This is a genomic window from Ideonella azotifigens (assembly GCF_021043325.1).
Lineage (GTDB): Bacteria > Pseudomonadota > Gammaproteobacteria > Burkholderiales > Burkholderiaceae_C > Ideonella > Ideonella azotifigens.
In genome coordinates this window covers 40938-61107 of record NZ_JAJNKD010000013.1, presented here as the reverse complement: position 1 = coordinate 61107, position 20170 = coordinate 40938, and the positions used below count along the sequence as shown (strand labels likewise).

The following is a 20170-nucleotide window of genomic DNA, read 5'->3' as shown; positions in this document are numbered from 1 at the left end:
CCTCGACCGCGTCTTGCGCGCAGTCATTTGAGCCGCGTCTTCCGCGCGGCAGGCGCCACCACGATGTGGTCGGCCGTGGCATTGAGCTTCACGCGGCGCGGCGTGGCCGATTTCGACAGCGACGCGAGTGCTACGAACCAGGCCTTGGGCATGTCGGTCGGCAGGCCGATCGGAATGCCGGCGATCTTCGGCGTCTGGTGGAACGGGTGGCCTGGCTCTTGAAAGCCCGGTTCGGTGCAACTGATGCAGGCGTAGCCGCCGCGCGTGCACGAGCCCTCGCCGTTCCACAGCCGCGTGTTGCAGTCAGCATGCGCCTGCGTGCCCTTGCAGCCCATGTGCTCCATCATGCAGCCCAGGTCCGATGGCTTTTCGGCGCTGGCCTTGAACTCGTAGTACTCGTTGCGGGTGCAGCCATGGTGCACGAGCTGGTCGGCGTAAAAACGCGGGCGGCCCAGTGTGTCGAGCTCGGCTTCCGACAGGCCTTCGGCCGCCAGCGCCATCAGCGTGTCGGTGACCCAGCCCGGATGCGTGGGGCAACCGGCCACGTTGATCACCGGCAGGCCACTGCCCGAGCGGAACGCCGCGCCGAGCAGGCCGCCAGGTCGGTCGTCGTCATACTGCAGGCCACAGGCGTCAGTCGGGTTGTCGCCGCCCGCGGTGATGCCACCCCAGGCCGCGCAGCTGCCGATCGCGACCACGTGCCGCGCCTTCGCAGCGAGGCGTTTCACCCAGTCGATCATCGGCAGGCCGGTGCCGGCCAGCACGTGGAAGCGGCCGGTGCCGTTCGGGCCGCGCAGCAGCGAGCCTTCGATGCACAGCGCGTCGACGCGCAGCGTGCCGGCCAGCACCGCGTTCAGCATCTCGATCACTTCGCTGCCGCTGGCCAGCGAGAGCGAAGGGTGCCACAGCAGGTTGATGCCGGCGTCGCGCCACTGGCCATGGAAGTCGGTGGTGTCGGCGCACAGCAGCGACATGCTGCAGCCGCCGCAGCCGCCCGACTGCAGCCACAACACGTTCAACCCCGGCGGTGAAGTCTGCACGGCGCCCATCAGCCCTCCAGCCCGAAACGTTGCATCTTGCCGCGCAGGCCGACGCGCGACAGGCCCAGCTCCTTGGCCGCGCGGGTCTTGTTCCAGCGGTGGCGCAGCAGGGTCTCGCGCAGCACCATCGCTTCCATCGCGTCGAGCCGCTCGCCCAGCGTACCGCTGGCGGGCAGCGGCGTGCCCTGGCCGTTCAGCGCCGCCGAGCGCCCGGCCTGGCCGTGCAGCACACGCGTGGAAAAAGCCTGCGCTTCGATCACTTCAGCGTCGCTCAGCGCGATCGCGCGGGCGATCTCGTTGCGCAGCTCGCGCACGTTGCCGGGCCAGGGGTAGCTCATCAGGCAGGCCATCGCTTCGTCGCTCAGGGCCACGCGCGGGCGGCCGAGTTCGGCGCCCACTTCGCCGACCAGACGCTGCGCAATCGGGCCGATGTCGCCAGGCCGCTCGCGCAGCGGCGGCACCGTGAGCGACACGCCTGCGATGCGGTAGTAGAGGTCTTCGCGGAACAGGCCTTCGTGCACCCGCTGTTCCAGGTCGCGGTGGGTCGCGGCGATCACGCGCACGTCGACCGGCACCGCACGCGCGCCACCCACTGGCCGCACCTCGCCTTCCTGCAGCACGCGCAGCAAGCGCACCTGGAACGCCGGCGAGGTCTCGCCGATCTCGTCGAGAAACACGGTGCCGTTGTGGGCGCGCTGGAACAGGCCGGGGTGGTCTTCGTAAGCGCCGGTGAACGAGCCGCGCTTGTGGCCGAAGAGTTCGGATTCGAGCAGCGTGTCGGGAATGGCCGCGCAGTTCTCCACCACGAACGGCGCCCCGGCGCGCGGGCTCGCGTAGTGCAAGGCTCGCGCCAGCAGTTCCTTGCCGCTGCCCGACTCGCCGAGCACCAGCACGCTCAGGTCGTAGCGCGCCACCCGCGCGGCCATCTCGCACACGCCGTCGAGCGGGCTGCCGGACGCACGTTCGATGCGGTCGAAGTCGAACACCCGGCGCGCCCGCTCCAGCTTGTTCGCGGCGCGCTGGCGCAGCACCGGGGTGCTGGTGCGCAGCTCGACGTCGAGCCGGTTCATGTCGCGCTGCAGCGTCTGTGCTTCGGCGGCGGTGCGCACGGCGCCGAGCAGGTGGTCGGGCACCCAGGGCTTGAGGATGTACTGGTAGATGCCGGCGTCGTTGATGCCGGCGATGATGTCTTCGGAATCGGTGTAGCCCGAGATCACGATGCGCACCGTGTCGGGCCAGCGCTCGCGCACTTCCTTCAGGAACACCACGCCGGTCAGGCCTGGCATGCGCTGATCGCACAGGATCACGCTGACCTCGAAGCGTTCGAGCTGGCTGCGGGCTTCGTCGGCGTTGCTCGCGGTGAGCACGGTGAAGTCTTCGTCGAGCGTGCGGCGGATCGCGTCCTGCGAGCGCACTTCGTCGTCGACGATCAGCACACGCGGCAGGTCGAGCACGGCGCTCACGATGGGGCCTTCATCAGATTGAAGCCCGGTTCGCGGTGCAGCGCCAGGTGACGCGGCGTCCAGGCGTGCGGCAGCTTGTGGACGAAGTGGTAGCGCGCCACGTGGTAGCTGGGGTCGAAGCCGTAGAAGTTGCGGTGCATGCGGGAAAGTTCGTCCTGGCGGTACGCAGCCAGTGGGCGCAGCGCTTCGTCCGTGGCGCGTGCTGCCCGCTTGTGCGCCAGGCGCTGCGGCAGATTGTGCGACAGCGCCAGTGCCAGCGCATCGGCAACAGCCCCATCACCGAAGTCCGAGGCGGGGGTGTTCACGCAGCGGTCGATCAGGCCCATCTGCGCCGCCGTCGTGGCCGACAGCGGCAGGCGCTGCTGCATCAGCGCGCGCGCACCCTCCGCGCCGAGGCGGCGCGGCAACAGAAAAGTCCAATACTCCGAGCCGTACAGGTTGCCCATGTTCTTGTAATGCGGGTTCAGCACCACGCTGCGATGCGCCCAGACCTCGTCGGCCGCCAGCGCCAGAAAAGCGCCGCCGGCACCGGCGTTGCCACGCAGCGCGGCAACGCTCAGGCGGTCGGTGGTGGTGATGAGTTCCAGCGCAAGGTCGTTCATCGCATTGATGTTGCGCCACGATTCGTCGGCGGCGCTGTCGCCCGGCCGGTGGGCGGCGGCCTCGATGCAGTTCAGGTGAATGCCGTTGCAGAAGAAGTCGTGCCCGCCGAGCAGCAGCAGCACACGCGTGTCGCGCCGTTTCACTTCACGCAGCGCGGCGAGCAGGCGTTCGCACTGCGCGGTCGACATCGCGCCGTTGTAGAAGTCGAACGACAGGCAACCCACGCGTGCGCCGGGCGGGCCGAGTTCGCGGTAGCGCAGCTCGGCCCATTCGCCATCGGCGCGTTCGAGCGGCGCCGGCCGCTCGGGCAGCCGCGCGGCCTGCGGGGCGAACGCCAGCGCGGCAGGCAGCTTGAACGAAGGCCCGTTGCCGCAGGCTTGCGCGGTGCGGGCCTGGCCAAGCCACACCGCGCCATCGGCGGTGCGGCGCAGCAGCGCGCTGTCGCGCTGCGCGATCACGTCGCCGGGCCGGGCGGGGGGCAGCGTGTGCAGCACCGCGTCGCTGGCGGCGTGGCCATCGAACAGGTGGCAAGGCTGGCCGAACAGTTCGTCGGCCACGCCGGGCTGGCCGTCGGCGCTGCGCAGCCTGGCCAGCACGCGCGTGGTGGTGTCCGTCTGCCAGTCGATGCGGCGTGCCGACTGCGGCATCGCCGGCCGCCAATGGCCGGCAGGCGTTGCGGTGTTCGCAGGCTCGCCGCCACCGGCCATGGCAGCGCCGTGGCGTGCGACCGCCTGCAGCGTGGCCGTCACAGCCGCTTCGGCGACCTCGCCGCGGTACAGGCTGCCCTTGGCGGCCTCACGCATCGCGAAGGCGGCGTGGGCTTGCACCGGGCCGGCGTCGAAGTCTGCAGTCGCCTGCAGCACCGTCACGCCCCAGCGCGTTGGCGCGTCCAGCACGGCCCAGTCGAGCGCAGCCGGGCCACGGTCGCCGGGCGGACCGGGGTGCACGACCAGGCACACGGTGCTGCGCCACACCGGCTCGGGAATGCGCCGCTTCAGGAACGAGGCGATCACGAACTGCGGCTGGAAAAGCGCCACCGCTTCTTCGGTCACCCGGTCGGCGATGTCGAATTCCACCGCCACCTTGTGGCCGAGCGCATTCAGCTCGACGAACAGGCGCTGCGTCAGGCTGTTGAAGCTGTGGCACAGCAGCAGGATGCGCAGGGGGCCATTCATGGCGCAGGCGCGGGCTTCGGCCGCACCGGCGCTGCCGGTGGGTGTCTTGCGGTAGACGCGGTCGAGAGGCAGGTTCATCGGTACTGCACCGGTCGGTGGGCACGCGAGGGCCGCGCCGCATCAACAAATGCGCGGCAACTGCTCGCCGCTGAGCCAGTCGACCACGCGGCGCCCGCCGAAGCGTGTTGCCATCTGCACGAAGTGGTGCGGGTCCTCGGTGACGGTGCCGATGCGCACCGCGTTGCCACCGAGCGGGTGGGCGCGCATCGCTGCGAGCACGGCCGCCGCCGACTGGGGGGCGCAGACGGCGACCAGCTTGCCCTCGTTGGCAATGTACAGCGGGTCGAGCCCGAGCAGTTCGCAGGCCGCGTCGACCTGCGGCAGCACCGGGATCGCGGCTTCTTCCAGCAGCATGCCCACGCCCGACTGGCGCGCCACTTCGTTCAGCGTGGTGGCCAGGCCGCCGCGGGTTGGGTCGCGCAGCACGCGTACGCCATCGCGCGAGGCTTCGAGCATGGCGGCTACCAGCGTGTGCAGCGCCGCTGTATCGGAAGCGATGGTGGTCTCGAACTCCAGCGACTCGCGCTGCGACAGCACCGCCACGCCGTGCTCGCCTATCGTGCCCGAGAGCAGCACCACGTCGCCCGGCCGCGCGTTGGCGCCGCTAACGTTCACGCCGTGCGCCACCACGCCGATGCCGGTGGTGCTGATGAACACACCGTCGCCCTTGCCCTTTTCGACCACCTTGGTGTCGCCGGTGATGATCGGCACGCCGGCCTCGCGGGAGGCGGCGGCCATCGAATCGACCACGCGCTTGAGTTCGGCCAGGGGAAAACCTTCTTCGAGGATGAAGCTGGCGGCGATGTGCAGCGGGCGGGCACCGCACATCGCCACGTCGTTGATCGTGCCGTGAACGCTCAAGGCCCCGACGTCGCCGCCGGGGAAGAACAGCGGCGAGACCACGTGGCCGTCGGTGGCCATCACGAGCTTGTGGCCGGCGGGAATGTCGAACACGGCACCGTCGTTGCCCTGGCGCAGGTACTCGTTGTCGAAGGCCTTCAGGAACAGCTCCTCGATCAGCTGCGCGGCCGCGCGGCCGCCGGCACCGTGGCCCATGTCGATGCGGCCGTTCTTCAGGTCGAGCGGGCGCACGTAGTCTTTCTTGATTGTCATGCCGCCACCTCCACCCGCACCGGAATGTCGCGGAAGCGGCCATACGAGTAGTGCGCCGCGCACGCCCCTTCGGACGAGACCATGCACGAGCCCATCGGGTTCTCGGGCGTGCACACGGTGCCGAAGATCTTGCAGTCGGTCGGCTTCTTCACGCCGCGCAGGATCGCACCGCACTCGCAGGCCTTGTTGTCGGCCACCGGCCGATAACCCAGACCGAAGCGGCGCTCGGCATCGAAACTCGCGAACGCGGGCCGGATCTTCAGCGCGCTGTACGGCACTTCGCCCAGGCCACGCCATTCGAAGCTCGCGCGCAACTCGAACACTTCAGACACCAGCGCCTGTGCCGTCAGGTTGCCTTCGGAGGTGACCGCGCGGGTGAACTCGTTCTCGACCTCGGTGCGGCCCTCGTTGACCTGACGCACCAGCATCAGCACCGCCTGCATCACGTCCAGCGGCTCGAAGCCGGCGATCACGACCGGCTTGCGGTATTCCTGCGCGAAGTGTTCGTAGGGCGCCGAGCCGATCACAATGCTCACGTGGGCCGGGCCGACGAAGCCGTCGATCGGCACGGTGCCGTACTGCCGCACTTCGGGGCTTTCGAGAATGTGCGTGATCGCCGAAGGCGTGAGCACGTGGCAGCACAGCACGCTGAAGTTGGCCAGGCCTTCGAGGTGCGCGGTGCGGATCGCCAGCGCGGTGGGCGGCGTGGTGGTCTCGAAACCGATCGCGAAGAACACGACCTCATGGCCTGGGTTCTGGCGCGCGATCTGCAGTGCATCGGTCGCCGAATACACCATGCGGATGTCGCCGCCGCGCGCCTTGGCCCGCACCAGCGACAGGCTGTCGGAAGCCGGCACCCGCATCGTGTCGCCATAGGTGCAGACGATCGCGCCCTTGTCCAGCGCGAGCTGGATGGCCAGGTCGATGCGTCCGATCGGCAGCACGCACACCGGGCAGCCCGGGCCGTGGATCATGCGCACGTTGGCCGGCAGCAACTCGGTGATGCCGTAGCGCGAGATCGCGTGGGTGTGGCCGCCGCAGAACTCCATGAAACTGTACTGGCGCTCGGGTGCGGCCTCGGCGCGCAGACGCGCGGCGATCTTCTGCGCCACGCCGCCGTCGCGGAACTCGTCGATGTACTTCATGGCTGCGTCTCCAGCGCGGGCGTGGCGCCGGCCAATTCGCCGAACATCGCCAGCGTGCGCCGCGCTTCTTCAGGGTCGATCTGCCCGATGGCGTGGCCGACGTGCACGATCACGTAGTCACCGACCAACGCGTCGGGCACGAGCGCGGTCGAGACCTGCTTGCGGATGCCGCCGAGCTCGACGATGGCCTGGTCTGGGCCGATCATCTCGATCAGGAGGGCTGGGATGGCGAGGCACATGAGGAACTTTCGTTGAGGCAGGCCGAGTCGGTGGCGACTCGAAGCTGATGCACCGCGACCCAGGCCTGGCCGAGCGCCAGACCGGCATCGCCGCACGAATGCCGCAGCGGCCGCAGCACACGCAGGCCGCGGCGTTCGAGGTGTTGCGTGAGGTGCGTGGTGAGCACGGCATTGAAGAAACAACCCCCACCGAGGCACACGGTGCCAATGTCGAAATGCTCGGCGGCCGACGCGGCCCAGCCGGCGAGTGCGGCCGCGAGCGAGGTGTGGAAGCCAGCGGCGGCTTCGTCGGTGGCCGTGGGTGGCACGTCGAACAAGGGGGCGAGCAAGGGGCGCAGGTCGAGCACACCTCGGGCATCGACGGTCGGCGCGGTGCTGCCGACGCGCGGTTCGTGCCCGGTTCCGAGCCAGCGGGTGGCGGCCTGTTCGAGCGCGATTGCGGCTTCGGCTTCCTGCGTCTGCTTCAGGCTCAGGCCGAGTGCGGCAGCGGCCGCGTCGAACCAGCGGCCGGTGCTGCTGGTGGGTGGGCATTGGACGCGCTTGTCCAGCATCTGTCGCACACCTTTGGCGCTGGCCGCGCCCACCGCCGCCGCGAAGCGCGCTTCGATCTCGTCGGCACGGCCGAGCGCGTGCAGGGCCGAGGCCGCCATGCGCCAGGGCTCGCGCGCAGCCACGTCGCCACCGGGCAGGCCGAGCGGGTACAGGTGGCCGAGGCGGCGAAAGCCCTGCGCATGGACGTGCAGCAGTTCGCCACCCCAGGCCTGGCCGTCGCTGCCCAGGCCCACGCCGTCGAGCGCGAGGCCGATCACCGGCTGCTGCAACCTGTGTTCGGCCATCACCGCCGCGATGTGCGCATGGTGATGCTGCACACCGATGGCCGGTACGCCGAGCTCGGCTGCCAGCCGCAGCGCGAGGCGGGTACTGAAGAAGTCGGGATGCAGATCGTGCGCGATCGCGGTGACCCTGCGCGGCGTGTCGTTCAACAGCGCGGCCACCGAGGCTTCGAGCGCGATGCAGGCCTGCGGGTCGCCGAGGTCGCCGTGCACGGCCGAGAAGCGCGGCTCGCCCGCGCTCAGTCGGCATGCGGCGTTCTTCAGCCACGCGCCGAGTGCGAGCACGTCGGGCAAGTGTGTGAACGCTGCGTGGTCCATGATCGGCTCAGTCTCTCAGGCGGGCGCGGCCATGCGCTGCTCCAGCCACTGCAGCCACGCGCCCATGCCTTCGCCGGTGGTGGCCGAGAGCTGGATCACCTCGATGGCGGGGTTCACGCGCCGCGCCGCCTCGATGCAGCGCTGCACGTCGAAGTGCAGATGAGGCAGCAGGTCGGTCTTGTTCAGCAGCATCAGCGTGGCGGCGGCGAACATGTCGGGGTACTTCAGCGGTTTGTCTTCGCCTTCGGTGACCGACAGGATCGCGACTTTCGCGTCTTCGCCCAGGTCCCACAGCGCGGGGCACACGAGGTTGCCGACGTTCTCGATGAAGAGCAGGCTGCGCGCGTCGTGGTGATCGCGGTGGTCGTGGTGGTGATCGTGATCGTGCAGGCGCGCGAACGCTTCTGCCACCATCGGTGCATCGAGGTGGCAGCCCTTGCCGGTGTTGATCTGGATCGCCGGCGCGCCGGTCGCGCGGATGCGGTCGGCGTCGAAGCTGGTCTGCTGGTCGCCTTCGATCACCGACACCGCGAGCCGCGGCGCACGTGCCTTCAGCGCTTCGATGGTGGCGCACAGCAGTGTGGTCTTGCCCGAGCCGGGGCTGGAGACGAGGTTCAGCGCCGTCACGCCATGCGCTTCGAAGTGCTGGCGGTTGTGGCGCGCGATGCGCTTGTTCTCGCCGAGGATGTCGGCCTCAAGCTTGACCGCGCGTGCCTGGCTCATGCCGGGCACCGAAACGCGTGCCGTGCCGGCCCCGAAGTGCAGGTCGCCGTGGCGCGGGTCGACCTGCACGTGGGCATGCTCGTGCTCGCTGCCGTGCGCGTGGACATGCGCGTGCCCCGTCCCTTCAGCCACCACACCGGCAGGGCCGGTCTCTGAACAACCACAAACGACACACATCAGCGCTTCTCCTTCACACGTCTTCGACCAGCATGTCCACGACCCGCAATTCGGTGCCGCCGACAGGCTGCAATTGGTAACCACCGCAGCCCGGGCAGGCCGCGCCGCGCTGCGCGATCGACACGGTGCCGCAGCAGTGCATGCACCAAGCCTGGCCGGGCGGTTCGTCGATCTCGAACACCGCGCCCTGCAGGCAGGTGCCGGGCGCCAACGCTTCGAGCGCGAAGCGCAGCGCGCGCGGCTCCACGCCGGCGAGTTGCCCGGCTTCCAGGCGCAGCGAGGTGACACGCACGAAGCCTTCGCGCCGGGCGTTGTCTTCGACCAGCTTCAGGATGCCGCCGGCCAGGCTGGCTTCATGCATGGGCGGCCTCGTGGGGCATGGGCAGATCCTGTTGGTGGGGCACGCAAGGATCGTAAGCGGCCATCAGCGCGCTGAGTCGGCGCAAACCCTTGTCTGCAGGCTGTTTTGGCAATTGCTCCAGCACGCGTGCCACCGCGCCGTCGGCATCGAAGTTCCATTCGGTCGGCGCGACCACGTGGCAAGCCACCACACGCGCCGTGTCGCCGCTGCCTTCGAGCTGTACGTGGTGCAGCAGCAGCCCGCGCGCCATCTCGACCCAGGCGATCGCCTCGAAGGGCGCGAGCGGCAAGGCGCCGAGGCTCAGCCAGTGCGCGCCGCAGCGGGCCGGCGCATCGGGCAGCGCGAGCCGCACACACTCGGCCAGACGCGCGCCGAAGCGCAGCCAGGCGCTGTTCAGGCGCTGCGGCGCGGCTTCGTTCAGGCGCGTCCACACGCCGGTTTCTGCACAGTGGCCGCGCCAGCGGGGTTGGCGCGCGAAGGCGCGGTCGTTGAGCAGATTCGATGCGAAGCCACGCAGCTCGCCGGCGTCGGCATGCAGTTGCAAGGCCGGCACCTTCGGCAGCGTGGAGCTGGTGGCGAGCCGGCAGGCCTGGAGCAGTAGCGCCAGCCGGCCGCTGCCGTGCTCGCACCAATGCGCCAGCCATGTGGCCGGGTCGTGTTCCCACGCTGCCAGCCATTCGGCTGGCGCCGTGCCGAGCAGCTCGGCTTCGAACCATGCAGCGGTTTCGCCCGGCGCGGCGGCCGACGCGAAAGCGGGGCAGCGCGCCAGCCAGCGCGCGGCGGCGTCGAGGGCCGTGTCGGCCGCGGGCTCTGCTGCGAGCTGGCGCGGCCAGTCGAGCGCGATGCGGCGCAGGTGTTCGCGCAAGGTCTGCTGCGCGAGCGACCTGCGGGTGGCGCGGGTGATCCCGTCGTCTCGCCCGAGCGCTGCGTTCACCGCCATGCCGGCGCACAAGCTGTGGGCGTGGCCGCACAAGCTGAACAGGCTGCCCAGCGTGGCCGGCAGGCGGCTCGCCGGCAGGCCGCTGGCAATGCGGCCGACCCAGTCGGGCCGCGTGCTGCGCAGGTTGTGCGGGCGGGCCTGGCCTGCCCGCCACCAGAGTGCACCGACGAGCGGCTCGTGCGTGTTCATGGCCGCACTTCGGACGCGGCACTGCGGCCGAACAGGAACGAGCGGCGTGCCGGAAAGGGCTCGGTGCGCACGGCCGGCAACGGCGGCCTGCGCAGCTGTGCCAGCACTTCCAGCGCGGTGGCGCGCGCAGTGGACTGGTCAGCGAACTCGAACATCGGCGAAAACAGCGAGCACGCACAAAATGCACCGAGCGCCGCTTCGTGCGCACCGATGAACTCGAAGCGCTGGCCTGCCAGCGGCTCTTCGTGGGTGCGGCCGACCTGAGCGGCCGAGTCTTCGCGTTGCAAAGGCAGGCGCACGAGGTTCATGAACCACGGCGTGACCAGAATGCCCAGGCCCGCCGGCTCACCCTCGCCCGCCGGCAGGCACTCGAAGCCGATGGCCTCGACCTGCAAGGCCGTGTTCAACACCGGCATGCCGGCCATGCGCGTGTGTGCAACGGTCGTGAACAGCGCGGCCAGCTCGGCCACGCGGGCGCTCAGGCGGTCGACGGGTGCGGGGTGCGGGCTCATGAGGTGTCAGTCGGTGTCTGCCAGCACCATGAACTGCTCGGCGTCGCCATCGCATTGCGGGCAGCGCCAGTGCGAGGGCCGGCCGCTGAACGGCGTGCCGGGCTCGACCTGCCAGACCGGGTCGCCGAGCGCCGGGTCGTACACCCACCAGCAGATCTTGCATTCGAGGCGCGCACCGGCCGGCAGCTTGGACAGGTTGCCGAGATAACTGCCTTCGAACCGCGCGCCGTTCATGCGCCCTCCACCCAGGTCAGCACTTCGCCGAGCCGCTCGTGGGAGTCATCGAGGTCTTCTTTCGCGGCCTGCGCAACGTCCGGCAGTTCCACCACTTCGACGGTGTTGAGGATCACCACGTCCTGCGAGTTGTAGTACACGACACGCCAGCAGTTCGGCATGCGTGTGTTGGTGATGCGGCAGTTGCCATAGCCGCGCGACAGGATCAACACGCGACCGGTGCCGAGGTGGTGGTCGAGGAAGCCGATGTCTTCGACCGACATCGGCAGCAGCGTCAGGTTGACCACCTGTGCCGGCTGGCCGGCACGCCAGGCGTGCCACTGGTCTTCGATCTCGGACAGCAGCGTCGGAGCGTTCTGTACGTTCGGGGGCAGGGCGCCTTGCCAGCGTGGCATGGTCGGCAGCACGTCTTCGAGCGCGGCGGTCTTCAGCGCCTGCGGCACCGCGCCGAGTTCGATCACGTCGGAGCTGACCACGCCGTTCACCGAGCACACCACGCGCCACACGCCAGCAAACACCGACTCCTGCACACGCACCTCGTAGCCCGAGTCGCCGCCGGTCACGACCGCGCTGACCTCGCCTTCGCCGAGCACCTGGTTGATGAGCTGGCGGTCGGCCACCGGCAACCCGGTCAGGTCGACTCCGAGGTTGGCGCCGCCCTGGCGCACGCGGTCGAGCTGGGCCAGCGCCTCGCGCAGCGCGCGGTGTGCCCGATGGCAACCGGCCACGTCTTCCGGCTCGGGCAACAGCGGCGCGCGGAAGGTCTCCATGCCCTGTGGCATGGGCAGGTAGTCGAGCGTTTCTTCTTCGGGCTGGCTGCCCGGGCCGATGCCGATGGCCACCACAGGAATGGGGAAGTCTTTCATGCGAGGGTCCTCTTCAGTTCAGTGGCAGGACGCGTCGCCGGCGCCGGCGCTGACCACCGGGATGCCGATGGTCGGTGCGCGCGAGACCGGCATCGCCAGCGCCTGCGTCACGCGCTCGATGAACACCTCCCAGTCGTGCATGCCGCTCACGGTGGTGACGTACTGGCCGTCGCGCAGGAACAGCAGCGTGGGCCAGCGCTGGGAGCCGAAGCGGCGGGCGACCTTGTCTTCGCGCTCGCGTGGCACCACGCCCACCTTGAAGCGGCCAGGCAGGCTGCGCTGCAGTTCGGGCAGCACCACGGCCACGTCGAGCCCCTCGGGGAACTGCACCGGGTCGCCGGCGAACAGCACGACACGGTCACCGCCTTCGGCCGCCCAGGCGTCGATGTTGGTCTCGTCGACCCAGCTCGCACCGAACTGTTCGACCAGCCGCTCGATGAGTGCCGAGGTCACGACCTTCGGCGCCTGCACGGGCAGCTTGACCAGGGTTTCGGAGCCTTGTTTGTTGGTGCTCATGGAATGCTTTCCGGGGTGGGTAGGGCAGGCGCGCCGGACAACGCGCGCAGTTGCGCAGCCGTCCAGCGCGAGGGCAGGTCGAACGCGGCGTTGGCGGGGTCTTGTGCGTCACCCTTCATCGCGGCCTGCAGCAGGTCGAGCGTGGCGTTGATCTCCGCCACCCGTTGCGGCTCCAGCCGTTCCTGCGCGCTGTCGATGAAGACCAGCAGCCATTCGCCAGGCGCTACGTCGCCGACCAGCGCGGTGCGCACGCGGCGGCTTTCGCCGCGGCCACTGCACAGCGCGTGACCTGGTTCGGTGCTGCCCACCTGCATGGGGATGCCGATGCACATGCTCAGGCCGGGAAAAAACGTTCGTCGCCGACGCGGCAGGCCACCGCTTCGGGCGGGCGCTCGCCTTCGTAGCGCCTGAGTTCGAGCTGGGCGAAGCCGACGCTTTCGTGTTCGGCCAGCGGCCGCATGCGCGGCACCGGTTGTGCGCCCCAGCGCCGCAGCGTGTCGATGCCGAGGGCCAGTGCGTCTTCCATCGCGCTGCGCACGACAGGGCGCAGGCTACCGCCGTAGTCCTCCAGCTCTTCAGGCTGGCAGCCGATCAGCAGCACGTCTTTCGGGTACTGCTCGGTCAGCAGTGCGAGCATCAGCACTTCCTGAAAGCCGGTCTGGTGCAGGCTCATCTTCTTCGCGCCCATGAAGCGTGGCACCTCGTCGTTCTCGACCAGCTTGAGCGTGCCCGGTGCGAGGCCGTAGTCGATCGCATCAAAGATCAGCAGCCTGCCCGCCTGCTGCACATGCTGGATCAGGTACAGACCCTGCGTGCCGCCGTCGATCAGCTGCACGTGCGGCGCGAATTCGCAGCGTTGCTGCAGCGTTTCGATGCAACGCACGCCGAAGCCTTCGTCGGCCCACAGCAGGTTGCCGATGCCCAGCACCGTGATGGTGTTGTCGCGGTCAGCCGGGTGGCTCATGTCAGTCCTTGAACGTCCGGTGGCCGGAGATCATGGTACTGACCACGCTCGAGCGGCCCATGATGTCTTCGCGGATTGCGGCGTATACGTGGATGATCACGAAGCAGATCAGTCCCCACATGCCCACGTGGTGCCAGGTGTGCACGTCCTGCGACTGGCCAAACAGCGGGATCACCCAGCCGAACATCCGTTCCTGCCAAGAGCCCATCTGTGAACCTTCACCGTACAGCGCGAAGCCGGTGACGATCATGAACAGCGTCAGCAGGAAGAAGCCGAAGAACATCGCGAAGCGCGCCAGCGGGTTGTGACCCACATAGCGGCCGGGCCGGGCGCTGACGAAGGCGTACCACTTCACCATGCCCCACATCTCGGCCCAGTAGGCGCGCTGGAAGATCGGCACCCAGAACAGCTCGCGCGCGTGGTGGTTGCCCATTGCGGCCCAGTAGAGGCGGCCGAGGATGCCCACCGCCAGCAGGTAGCCGGCCGCGAAATGCGCGAATCGGATGTAGCCCATCAGGTAGTTTGCGCTGGCCTCGCCGGGCTGCGTGGGCAGCGGCGAGCCGATGAAGTAGCCGGTGATGGCCAGCACGGTGATGGCGAGCGCGTTGATCCAGTGCCAGATGCGCACCGGGGCCTCGAAGACATACACCGACTTGATCGACTGCGCGAGGGCGACGACGCGCTCGTCGTTCACCGTGACGGCGGCGGGTGCGGAAGGGGAGCTGGTGGACATGGTGGTGTTCTCCTGCGCGGGTTCCGGACGGGGGGTCTCAGAGGCGGGTGGCGAGCATCACGAGCCCGCCGCCGCCGATCAGCGCGGCGACCGCGCGCCAGGCCCAGGCCTGCACACGCTGCAGCCAGGCCCCGGCCCCGAGGCCGGCGCCGTGCAGTGCCGCCGAGCCGAGAACAAAACCAGTGGCGTAGGCGGCGAAGGATGCGCCGGCTTGCCACTCGACGCCGTGCGCCTGCCCGTGCAGCAGCGCTGCGGCGGCCACGATCAGCAGGCCCGCCGGCGCCGGAATGTGGCGCGCGCCGAGCATCAGCACGGCCAGCAGCACGACGCTGAGTGCCACGCCGGCTTCCACGCCCGGCAGCACCAGGCCGGCGCTGGCGAGCAGGCCGCCGAGCAGCAGCATCGCCAGGAAGACCAGCGGCCCGCGGGCACGCTGCGCGCCGCGCGCCGAAGCGGCAGACCAGAGGCCGACTGCCAGCATGGCCAGCAGGTGGTCGAGGCCGGTGAACGGGTGCATGAGCCCGGCGGCAAGGCCGTCGACGCCGTGCCCAGGGTGGGCCTGCGCGGCCGATGCCGCGAGCAGCAGCGCGGCCGCCACCATCGCGCGCGAGCGATTTTTCGTGAGCATGTCGTTGTCTCCTGGATGTTTGTGGTTCGTGGCCTGCGGCTTCAGCGCACCTTCACGCTGGTGAGTTCCTGGCCGTCCGGGCTCATCACGTGGGTCGAGCAGGCCAGGCACGGATCGAACGAATGCAGCGTGCGCAGGATCTCGACCGGCTGCTCCGGATTGGCCATCGGCGTGTTCATCAGGCTTGCCTCGAACGCACCGATCTGGCCCTTGTTGTCGCGCGGGCTGCCGTTCCAGGTGGTCGGCACGACGCACTGGTAGTTCTCGATGCGGCCGTCCTTGATGCGGATCCAGTGGCCGAGCGCACCGCGTGGCGCGGCCACCGTGCCCACGCCCTTGGCCTCCTTGGGCCAGGTCGCCGGGTCCCACTTCTCGACGTTGGCGGTGCTGGTGTCACCGGCCTTGATGTTGGCGACCAGCTCGTTGAAGTCGTCGAGCATCATCTCGGCGCAGTACTGGCTTTCCAGCGCGCGCGCCAGCGTGCGGCCGATGGTCGTGGGCAGCAGCTGCTTGGCGGTGTACTGCGTCTCGGGCAGGCCCAGCGCCTTCGGGATGACGCTGTTGATCGCCGCCGCCGACGAATCGATCTGCTGCTTGACGCGCTGCGAATACCTGTTGCCCTGCAGCGCATGCGCATGGCCGAGGATGTAGCGCGCCAGCGGGCCGACCTCCATCGCGTGGCCGCGCCAGCGCGGCGACTTGATCCACGAATACTTGGCGCTCTCGTCGATCTCCTTGATGTCTGTGCGCGTGCCCTTGGTCCTGGCGCCGAGTTCGTAGTTGGGCTCGGTCACGCCGTCCCACGGGTGCAGGCCCTTGGACTCGTCGGCATACTTGTACCAGCTGTGCGGCACGAACTCCTGCACCTGCTCGGGGTCGCGCGGGTCGACCGGGTGGATCACGTCCCAGTTGCCGTCGAGGATCGCGCCGCCGGGCAACTGGTCGGTCCTGGCGTCGTAGTTGACCTTCGAGTAGGTGCCGTAGTCCATCACGTTGGTGGCCGAGAGACCGCCGCCGAACAGCCAGCCGGCGTTCTTGTAGATCGTGCCGATGGCCAGCACGTCTGGGATGTAGACCTTGTTGTTGAACTCGACCATCTCGTCGATGCGAGCCTTCACGAAGTTCAGCCGCTCCATGTTGATCGGCGCACCGGCGGCACCGTTGCCGTCGATGTTGATTGCGCAAGGCACACCGCCGACCAGGTAGTTCGGGTGCGGGTTCTTGCCGCCGAAGATGGTATGGACCTTGACCCATTCCTTCTGCAGGTCGAGCGCTTCGAGGTAGTGCGTCACCGCCATCAGGTTGGCCTCGGGCGGCAGCACGTAGGCCTTGCTGCCCCAGTAGCCGTTCATGAAGGGGCCGAGCTGGCCGCTCTCGACGAACTTCTTCAGCCGGTTCTGGATGTCGCGGAAGTAACCGGCCGAGGACAGCGGGTGCGACGGCGAGACGAGCTGCTGCAGCTCCGAGGTCTTCTTCGGATCGGCCTTGAGTGCCGAGACCACATCGACCCAGTCGAGCGCGTGCAGGTGGTAGAAGTGGACGGCATGGTCGTGCACCTGCAGCGTCTTGGCCATGATCTCGCGGATCAGGTAGGCGTTCTTCGGGATCTTGATGCCCAGCGCGTCTTCGACCGCGCGCACCGAGGTCAGCGCATGGCAGCCGGTGCACACGCCGCAGATGCGTTCGACGAAAGCCCAGGCATCGCGCGGGTCCCGGCCCTTCAGGATGACCTCAAGGCCGCGCCACATCGTGCCGGTCGAGACGGCGTTGCGGATCACGTTGTTGCTGTCGAGGTTGACCTCGCAGCGCATGTGGCCCTCGATGCGCGTGACCGGGTCGACGACGATGCGCCGGCCGGTGTTGTCCATCTTGAAGCCTTGCGTTTCGTAAGCGCCCATGGGTGTACTTTCTTCAGACCTTGGTGGTGGTGTCGTTGTTCTGGTTCGCGCGCTTGATCGCCGAGACGGCCGCGTGCGCCGCCGCTGCCGCACCCACGACGGCGGCCGCCACACCGCCGACCTTGTCGGCGTTGGCTTCGATGCCGAACTGGTGGATGTCGGTCAGTCGGTTGTAGAACGAGCCCTTGTCCCAGAAGCCGTCCTCCGAGCAGCCGATGCAGCCGTGGCCGGCCTTGATCGGGAAGCTCGTGCCCTCGTTCCACTGCACCGTGGAGCAGGCGTTGTAGGTGGTCGGGCCCTTGCAGCCGACCTTGTAGAGGCAGTAGCCCTTGCGCGCGCTCTCGTCGTCCCAGGCCTCGACGAACTGGCCAGCGTCGAAGTGCGGGCGGCGATAGCACTTGTCGTGGATGCGCTGGCTGTAGAACATCTTCGGCCGGCCCTGGCGGTCGAGCTCGGGGATGCGGTCGAAGGTGAGCATGTAGGTGATCACGCCCGTCATGACCTCGGCGATCGGCGGGCAGCCCGGCACCTTGATGATGGGCTTGTCGAAGATCACCTTGTGGATCGGCGTGGCCTGCGTCGGGTTCGGCTTGGCCGCCTGCACGCAGCCCCATGAGGCGCACGAGCCCCAGCTGATGATGGCCTTGGCGTCTTTCGCAACGTGCTTCAACTGCTCGATGAAGGGCTTGCCGCCGATGATGCAGCTCATGCCGTCCTGGTTGAGCGGCGGGTTGCCTTCCACGGCCAGGATGTAGTTGCCCTTGTACTTGACCATGATCTCTTCGAGGATGGCCTCGGCCTGGTGGCCGGCGGCGGCCATCAGCGTGTCGTCGTAGTCGAGCGAGATCATCGACAGCACCACGTCCTTGGCGAGCGGGTGCGCCGATCGGATGAAGCTCTCGGAGCAGCAGGTGCATTCCAGCCCGTGCAGCCACAGCACCGGTGTGCGCGGCTTGGTTTCCATCGCGTGCGCGATCTGCGGCACGAAGGCCGGGCCGAGGCCGAGCGAGGTCGCGGTCAGCGAGCAGTACTTCAAAAAGCTGCGGCGCGAAATGCCCTGGCGGCGCATCACCTCGTAGAACGTCTCCATGCGAGCTGTCTCCTCTTGTTGCTTCAAGGTCCGGGGTCGCCGGTACACCGGCTGCTGCTGCTTTGATTACAAGTCGCGAGCCAGCTTTCGGGGCCTCGCGGGAAAACCCCGAACGCAGCTCGCAAGCCCTTGTTTCAATTGGCAAAACGCGCGGGCCGCGGCATGCGCCCAAAACACGCGCGGCGCCAGCTGCCAGCTCGGCTTGCGATCATGGCGGCGCAGCGGCAGCCCGGCTTCCAGTTCGCGGCCGGCGCTCGATGCGCCGAACGCTCGCCGAGCCCGAGCCCGTGGCACGTCGTCGCGAACACCGCCGCCAGGCGCACCGAGATCGCAGCGATTTCCGAACTGCTCGCAACGCCGGGTCGAATTAGGCGCTCAGGACGGCGCTGCGCGACATCGACGGCCACGACGCAAGCTCCCTTGACCGCGCGCTGGACGCGGCGCGAGCCGCCGGCCGCCCGGTGCTCGTCCGCTGCGGGACGACCATCGGCCGAGGTTCGCCAAATCGCGCTGGCAGCGCGGATGCGCATGGTGCACTGCTCGGCGACGCCGAGATCGCCCTGACACGCCAGGCACTCGGCTGGACATCGCCGCCGTTCGAGATTCCGAAGCCGACTTCCTTGCCCGCACCGGTGTCGATGCCCTGGCCATCGCCATCGGCACCTCGCATGGCGCTGCAAATTCAGCGGCAATCACCACGGCCAGGAACAAGCAGCTCCCTTCGGTGGCGATGTTGCTGATGTCGCCACCCACACTGCGCCGTGCAGTTGCATCAGCTTTTGCACCCGGTCCTTGCCCATCCGCATGCCTCGGGCCAGCAATTCCTTCGAGGTTTGTCTTCTCGACAGTGAATTGGATGGGCACAAACCGGACAGGATGCCCGCTCAACACAGCCTGGCTGCGGTGGCGCCGTCGCCTCAATCCTTGAGCGCGGACGCGATCAGCGCAAAGGCGGCCAGCAGTTGCTTCGCAGCCACCACATCCAGGTTCTTGGGGGGACGGATGATGCCGGGCGGGAGTTGCTCGAACGGATGGCCCTTCCTTGCAAAAACGATGCTGTTGCTCAGTTCGCCATCGTCCACGACCAGCACGGCGTCGTTGAAACTGCGCCGGATGCGCTCCAGGTGCTTGTCGTAGCTGATGTGCCCGTAGTGCAGGTTGACCACCATGATCCCGTCCGGCTGCAGCATCTTGGCGCAGTCGTCGTAGAAGCGCTGCGAGCTCAGGCGGGCCGGCTGGCCCTGGCTGTCGAAGCCATCGACCATGAGCACATCGGGCCGCGTTGCGCGCAGCCGCACGAACTGGGCACCGTCGCCACGCAGTACCGTGAAACGCTCGTCGTTGGGCGGCACGTGGAATTCATCGCGCAGCGCAATCACATGAGGGTTGATCTCGACCACCTGAATGCGTGCCCGCGGCAGATGGCGGTAGCAGAACTTTGCCAGCGAGCCGCCGCCGAGTCCGATCATCGCGATGCTCTCCGGATCGGGGTTGAAGAGCAGGAAGCCCATCATCGTGCGCGTGTATTCCAGGTCCAGCGCATGCGGGTCCTGGATCAGCATCCGGCTCTGGATCTCGCAGATCGAGAAGTGCAGGGCTTTGGAGCTCAAACTCTCGTAAACGAACGGCTTGACGAATTGCGCCGACTCTTGGGTTTCTGGCATGGCGGGGCAGGGCAAGCAGTGAGGCGATGAGGGAGGACCAGAAGTGAGGCAGAGGAAGAAGCGCCAGAACGAGGGTGCTGCTGGCCGAGGTCTCTGCCGTAACCGTGCAATCTAATTTGCTCTGGATGTTACTAAAATGATAATGTAAATGGCATACGGAAAGACACACGGAGATCGCATGGAACTCAAAACTGCGCGCCTGACGGTGCTGGTCGACCCCGCCAAAAAGAAGGCCTTCGAAGCTCTTTGCGCAAGGCAAGACGTGACGCCGTCTCAGGTGGTCCGGCGGTTGATTCGGGACTACTTGGATCACCATGGCGTGAGCTTCGTCCCGAGCGGGGTGGACCAAGAAGACGAAGCCACGGCGAAGCGCTGAGCCATCGCGATGCCGTTGCCGACGACCTTGGCCAGTTGGGCCCGGCGCGCGCACGGCGCGCGCTCCATACCGACGACCATGCGGCCTGTCTTGCCTTGTGGCGTCTGCCCGGCAATGGTCGTCGTGGGTACGACCAACCAGGACGCCATTTGCAGGACGCCGGCGTGCTGCTCGTCTGGTGCGGGTTGGCGCCGGAACGCGTGACGATTTCCGTGCGCCCTGCGGGCCATGGCTACCGCTCTGCGCACCGCCGCATCCAGACCTCGGGTCCGCGCGGCCTTCCCAGGCGTGGCGGGCTGTGAGCCCATTC

General features: G+C 68.3%; 22 protein-coding genes and 2 pseudogenes. 3 read left to right on the top strand and 21 right to left on the bottom strand.

Annotated elements, in window-relative coordinates; translation table 11 throughout:
* Positions 1 to 23 precede the first annotated feature (23 nt).
* Genes LRH25_RS23075 through LRH25_RS22980 form a run of 20 tightly spaced genes read right to left on the bottom strand, consistent with a single transcriptional unit; the run spans position 24 to position 17820 of the window.
* Positions 24 to 1049, bottom strand: a complete 1026-nt coding sequence (locus LRH25_RS23075; RefSeq protein ID WP_211361550.1) for an NADH-quinone oxidoreductase subunit B family protein — start codon at positions 1047 to 1049, stop codon at positions 24 to 26.
* Entirely contained in the window at positions 1049 to 2503 is a 1455-nt protein-coding gene (locus LRH25_RS23070) for a sigma-54-dependent transcriptional regulator (RefSeq protein WP_141290138.1), read from the bottom strand. Before LRH25_RS23070 ends, LRH25_RS23075 begins: the two co-directional genes overlap by 1 nt.
* Entirely contained in the window at positions 2500 to 4359 is a 1860-nt protein-coding gene (locus LRH25_RS23065; RefSeq protein WP_310742440.1) for an enoyl-CoA hydratase-related protein, read from the bottom strand. Before LRH25_RS23065 ends, LRH25_RS23070 begins: the two co-directional genes overlap by 4 nt.
* Before the next feature lie 42 nt (positions 4360 to 4401).
* Positions 4402 to 5454 carry a hydrogenase expression/formation protein HypE gene (gene hypE, locus LRH25_RS23060; RefSeq protein ID WP_141290424.1) on the bottom strand — a complete coding sequence of 351 codons (1053 nt, stop codon included), beginning with the start codon at positions 5452 to 5454 and terminating at the stop codon, positions 4402 to 4404.
* Positions 5451 to 6599 (bottom strand): hydrogenase formation protein HypD, encoded by a 1149-nt coding sequence (gene hypD / locus LRH25_RS23055; protein ID WP_141290426.1) that lies wholly within the window; start codon positions 6597 to 6599, stop codon positions 5451 to 5453. The genes hypE and hypD overlap by 4 nt, the downstream gene beginning before the upstream one ends.
* Positions 6596 to 6838, bottom strand: coding sequence for a HypC/HybG/HupF family hydrogenase formation chaperone (locus LRH25_RS23050; RefSeq protein ID WP_141290428.1), 243 nt, complete (start codon positions 6836 to 6838; stop codon positions 6596 to 6598). Before LRH25_RS23050 ends, hypD begins: the two co-directional genes overlap by 4 nt.
* A complete protein-coding gene (locus LRH25_RS23045) occupies positions 6811 to 7989 on the bottom strand; it encodes a Kae1-like domain-containing protein (RefSeq protein WP_231012356.1) in 1179 nt (392 codons plus the stop codon). The genes LRH25_RS23050 and LRH25_RS23045 overlap by 28 nt, the downstream gene beginning before the upstream one ends.
* 15 nt (positions 7990 to 8004) lie before the next feature.
* Positions 8005 to 8889 carry a hydrogenase nickel incorporation protein HypB gene (gene hypB / locus LRH25_RS23040; RefSeq protein WP_141291547.1) on the bottom strand — a complete coding sequence of 295 codons (885 nt, stop codon included), beginning with the start codon at positions 8887 to 8889 and terminating at the stop codon, positions 8005 to 8007.
* Positions 8890 to 8902: 13 nt separating this feature from the next.
* On the bottom strand, positions 8903 to 9250 hold the full coding sequence (locus LRH25_RS23035; RefSeq protein ID WP_141291549.1) for a hydrogenase maturation nickel metallochaperone HypA/HybF: 348 nt from the start codon (positions 9248 to 9250) through the stop codon (positions 8903 to 8905).
* Positions 9243 to 10379 (bottom strand): hypothetical protein, encoded by a 1137-nt coding sequence (locus LRH25_RS23030; RefSeq protein ID WP_231012351.1) that lies wholly within the window; start codon positions 10377 to 10379, stop codon positions 9243 to 9245. Before LRH25_RS23030 ends, LRH25_RS23035 begins: the two co-directional genes overlap by 8 nt.
* Entirely contained in the window at positions 10376 to 10891 is a 516-nt protein-coding gene (gene hybE / locus LRH25_RS23025) for a [NiFe]-hydrogenase assembly chaperone HybE (protein WP_231012350.1), read from the bottom strand. Before hybE ends, LRH25_RS23030 begins: the two co-directional genes overlap by 4 nt.
* A 6-nt stretch (positions 10892 to 10897) precedes the next feature.
* Complete coding sequence (locus LRH25_RS23020; RefSeq protein WP_141290109.1) at positions 10898 to 11125, bottom strand: rubredoxin; 228 nt, start codon at positions 11123 to 11125, stop codon at positions 10898 to 10900.
* On the bottom strand, positions 11122 to 11991 hold the full coding sequence (locus LRH25_RS23015; protein ID WP_141290110.1) for a hydrogenase expression/formation protein: 870 nt from the start codon (positions 11989 to 11991) through the stop codon (positions 11122 to 11124). Before LRH25_RS23015 ends, LRH25_RS23020 begins: the two co-directional genes overlap by 4 nt.
* A gap of 18 nt (positions 11992 to 12009) precedes the next feature.
* Positions 12010 to 12507, bottom strand: coding sequence for a thioredoxin domain-containing protein (locus tag LRH25_RS23010; protein ID WP_141290111.1), 498 nt, complete (start codon positions 12505 to 12507; stop codon positions 12010 to 12012).
* The gene (locus LRH25_RS23005) at positions 12504 to 12839 is read right to left on the bottom strand and encodes a HypC/HybG/HupF family hydrogenase formation chaperone (protein ID WP_141290112.1); all 336 of its coding nucleotides are present in this window, start codon (positions 12837 to 12839) and stop codon (positions 12504 to 12506) included. Before LRH25_RS23005 ends, LRH25_RS23010 begins: the two co-directional genes overlap by 4 nt.
* A gap of 2 nt (positions 12840 to 12841) precedes the next feature.
* Positions 12842 to 13471, bottom strand: coding sequence for a HyaD/HybD family hydrogenase maturation endopeptidase (locus LRH25_RS23000; protein ID WP_141290113.1), 630 nt, complete (start codon positions 13469 to 13471; stop codon positions 12842 to 12844).
* A 1-nt stretch (position 13472) separates the two neighbouring features.
* Positions 13473 to 14204, bottom strand: a complete 732-nt coding sequence (gene cybH, locus LRH25_RS22995; RefSeq protein ID WP_141290114.1) for a Ni/Fe-hydrogenase, b-type cytochrome subunit — start codon at positions 14202 to 14204, stop codon at positions 13473 to 13475.
* A 37-nt stretch (positions 14205 to 14241) separates the two neighbouring features.
* On the bottom strand, positions 14242 to 14832 hold the full coding sequence (locus tag LRH25_RS22990) for a HupE/UreJ family protein (RefSeq protein WP_231012348.1): 591 nt from the start codon (positions 14830 to 14832) through the stop codon (positions 14242 to 14244).
* 41 nt (positions 14833 to 14873) lie between these two features.
* The gene (locus LRH25_RS22985; RefSeq protein WP_141290508.1) at positions 14874 to 16730 is read right to left on the bottom strand and encodes a nickel-dependent hydrogenase large subunit; all 1857 of its coding nucleotides are present in this window, start codon (positions 16728 to 16730) and stop codon (positions 14874 to 14876) included.
* A 13-nt stretch (positions 16731 to 16743) separates the two neighbouring features.
* Positions 16744 to 17820 carry a hydrogenase small subunit gene (locus LRH25_RS22980; protein WP_141290510.1) on the bottom strand — a complete coding sequence of 359 codons (1077 nt, stop codon included), beginning with the start codon at positions 17818 to 17820 and terminating at the stop codon, positions 16744 to 16746.
* A gap of 386 nt (positions 17821 to 18206) precedes the next feature.
* On the opposite strand from LRH25_RS22980, the pseudogene LRH25_RS22975 reads away from it, so the two are divergent.
* Together LRH25_RS22975 and LRH25_RS22970 are read left to right on the top strand one after the other, a co-directional pair.
* Positions 18207 to 18371 (top strand): annotated as a pseudogene (locus LRH25_RS22975) (thiamine pyrophosphate-binding protein); the annotation flags it as partial.
* Positions 18372 to 18421: 50 nt separating this feature from the next.
* Positions 18422 to 18496 (top strand): annotated as a pseudogene (locus tag LRH25_RS22970) (class II fructose-bisphosphate aldolase); the annotation flags it as partial.
* A gap of 241 nt (positions 18497 to 18737) precedes the next feature.
* Here the strand turns inward: LRH25_RS22970 and LRH25_RS22965 are convergent.
* Positions 18738 to 19484 (bottom strand): spermine/spermidine synthase domain-containing protein, encoded by a 747-nt coding sequence (locus LRH25_RS22965; RefSeq protein WP_141284375.1) that lies wholly within the window; start codon positions 19482 to 19484, stop codon positions 18738 to 18740.
* A 178-nt stretch (positions 19485 to 19662) separates the two neighbouring features.
* Here LRH25_RS22965 and LRH25_RS22960 point away from each other — a divergent pair, with 178 nt between their 5' ends.
* Positions 19663 to 19860, top strand: a complete 198-nt coding sequence (locus LRH25_RS22960; RefSeq protein ID WP_141284373.1) for a ribbon-helix-helix protein — start codon at positions 19663 to 19665, stop codon at positions 19858 to 19860.
* Positions 19861 to 20170 lie beyond the last annotated feature (310 nt).

Coding starts and splice junctions, on each gene's coding strand:
- LRH25_RS23075 (WP_211361550.1), bottom strand. CDS start 1,049: ATGGGCGCCGTGCAGACTTCACCGCCGGGGTTGAACGTGTTGTGGCTG.
- LRH25_RS23065 (WP_310742440.1), bottom strand. CDS start 4,359: ATGAACCTGCCTCTCGACCGCGTCTACCGCAAGACACCCACCGGCAGC.
- hypE (WP_141290424.1), bottom strand. CDS start 5,454: ATGACAATCAAGAAAGACTACGTGCGCCCGCTCGACCTGAAGAACGGC.
- hypD (WP_141290426.1), bottom strand. CDS start 6,599: ATGAAGTACATCGACGAGTTCCGCGACGGCGGCGTGGCGCAGAAGATC.
- LRH25_RS23050 (WP_141290428.1), bottom strand. CDS start 6,838: ATGTGCCTCGCCATCCCAGCCCTCCTGATCGAGATGATCGGCCCAGAC.
- LRH25_RS23045 (WP_231012356.1), bottom strand. CDS start 7,989: ATGGACCACGCAGCGTTCACACACTTGCCCGACGTGCTCGCACTCGGC.
- hypB (WP_141291547.1), bottom strand. CDS start 8,889: ATGTGTGTCGTTTGTGGTTGTTCAGAGACCGGCCCTGCCGGTGTGGTG.
- LRH25_RS23035 (WP_141291549.1), bottom strand. CDS start 9,250: ATGCATGAAGCCAGCCTGGCCGGCGGCATCCTGAAGCTGGTCGAAGAC.
- LRH25_RS23030 (WP_231012351.1), bottom strand. CDS start 10,379: ATGAACACGCACGAGCCGCTCGTCGGTGCACTCTGGTGGCGGGCAGGC.
- hybE (WP_231012350.1), bottom strand. CDS start 10,891: ATGAGCCCGCACCCCGCACCCGTCGACCGCCTGAGCGCCCGCGTGGCC.
- LRH25_RS23020 (WP_141290109.1), bottom strand. CDS start 11,125: ATGAACGGCGCGCGGTTCGAAGGCAGTTATCTCGGCAACCTGTCCAAG.
- LRH25_RS23015 (WP_141290110.1), bottom strand. CDS start 11,991: ATGAAAGACTTCCCCATTCCTGTGGTGGCCATCGGCATCGGCCCGGGC.
- LRH25_RS23010 (WP_141290111.1), bottom strand. CDS start 12,507: ATGAGCACCAACAAACAAGGCTCCGAAACCCTGGTCAAGCTGCCCGTG.
- LRH25_RS23005 (WP_141290112.1), bottom strand. CDS start 12,839: ATGTGCATCGGCATCCCCATGCAGGTGGGCAGCACCGAACCAGGTCAC.
- LRH25_RS23000 (WP_141290113.1), bottom strand. CDS start 13,471: ATGAGCCACCCGGCTGACCGCGACAACACCATCACGGTGCTGGGCATC.
- cybH (WP_141290114.1), bottom strand. CDS start 14,204: ATGTCCACCAGCTCCCCTTCCGCACCCGCCGCCGTCACGGTGAACGAC.
- LRH25_RS22990 (WP_231012348.1), bottom strand. CDS start 14,832: ATGCTCACGAAAAATCGCTCGCGCGCGATGGTGGCGGCCGCGCTGCTG.
- LRH25_RS22985 (WP_141290508.1), bottom strand. CDS start 16,730: ATGGGCGCTTACGAAACGCAAGGCTTCAAGATGGACAACACCGGCCGG.
- LRH25_RS22980 (WP_141290510.1), bottom strand. CDS start 17,820: ATGGAGACGTTCTACGAGGTGATGCGCCGCCAGGGCATTTCGCGCCGC.
- LRH25_RS22965 (WP_141284375.1), bottom strand. CDS start 19,484: ATGCCAGAAACCCAAGAGTCGGCGCAATTCGTCAAGCCGTTCGTTTAC.
- LRH25_RS22960 (WP_141284373.1), top strand. CDS start 19,663: ATGGAACTCAAAACTGCGCGCCTGACGGTGCTGGTCGACCCCGCCAAA.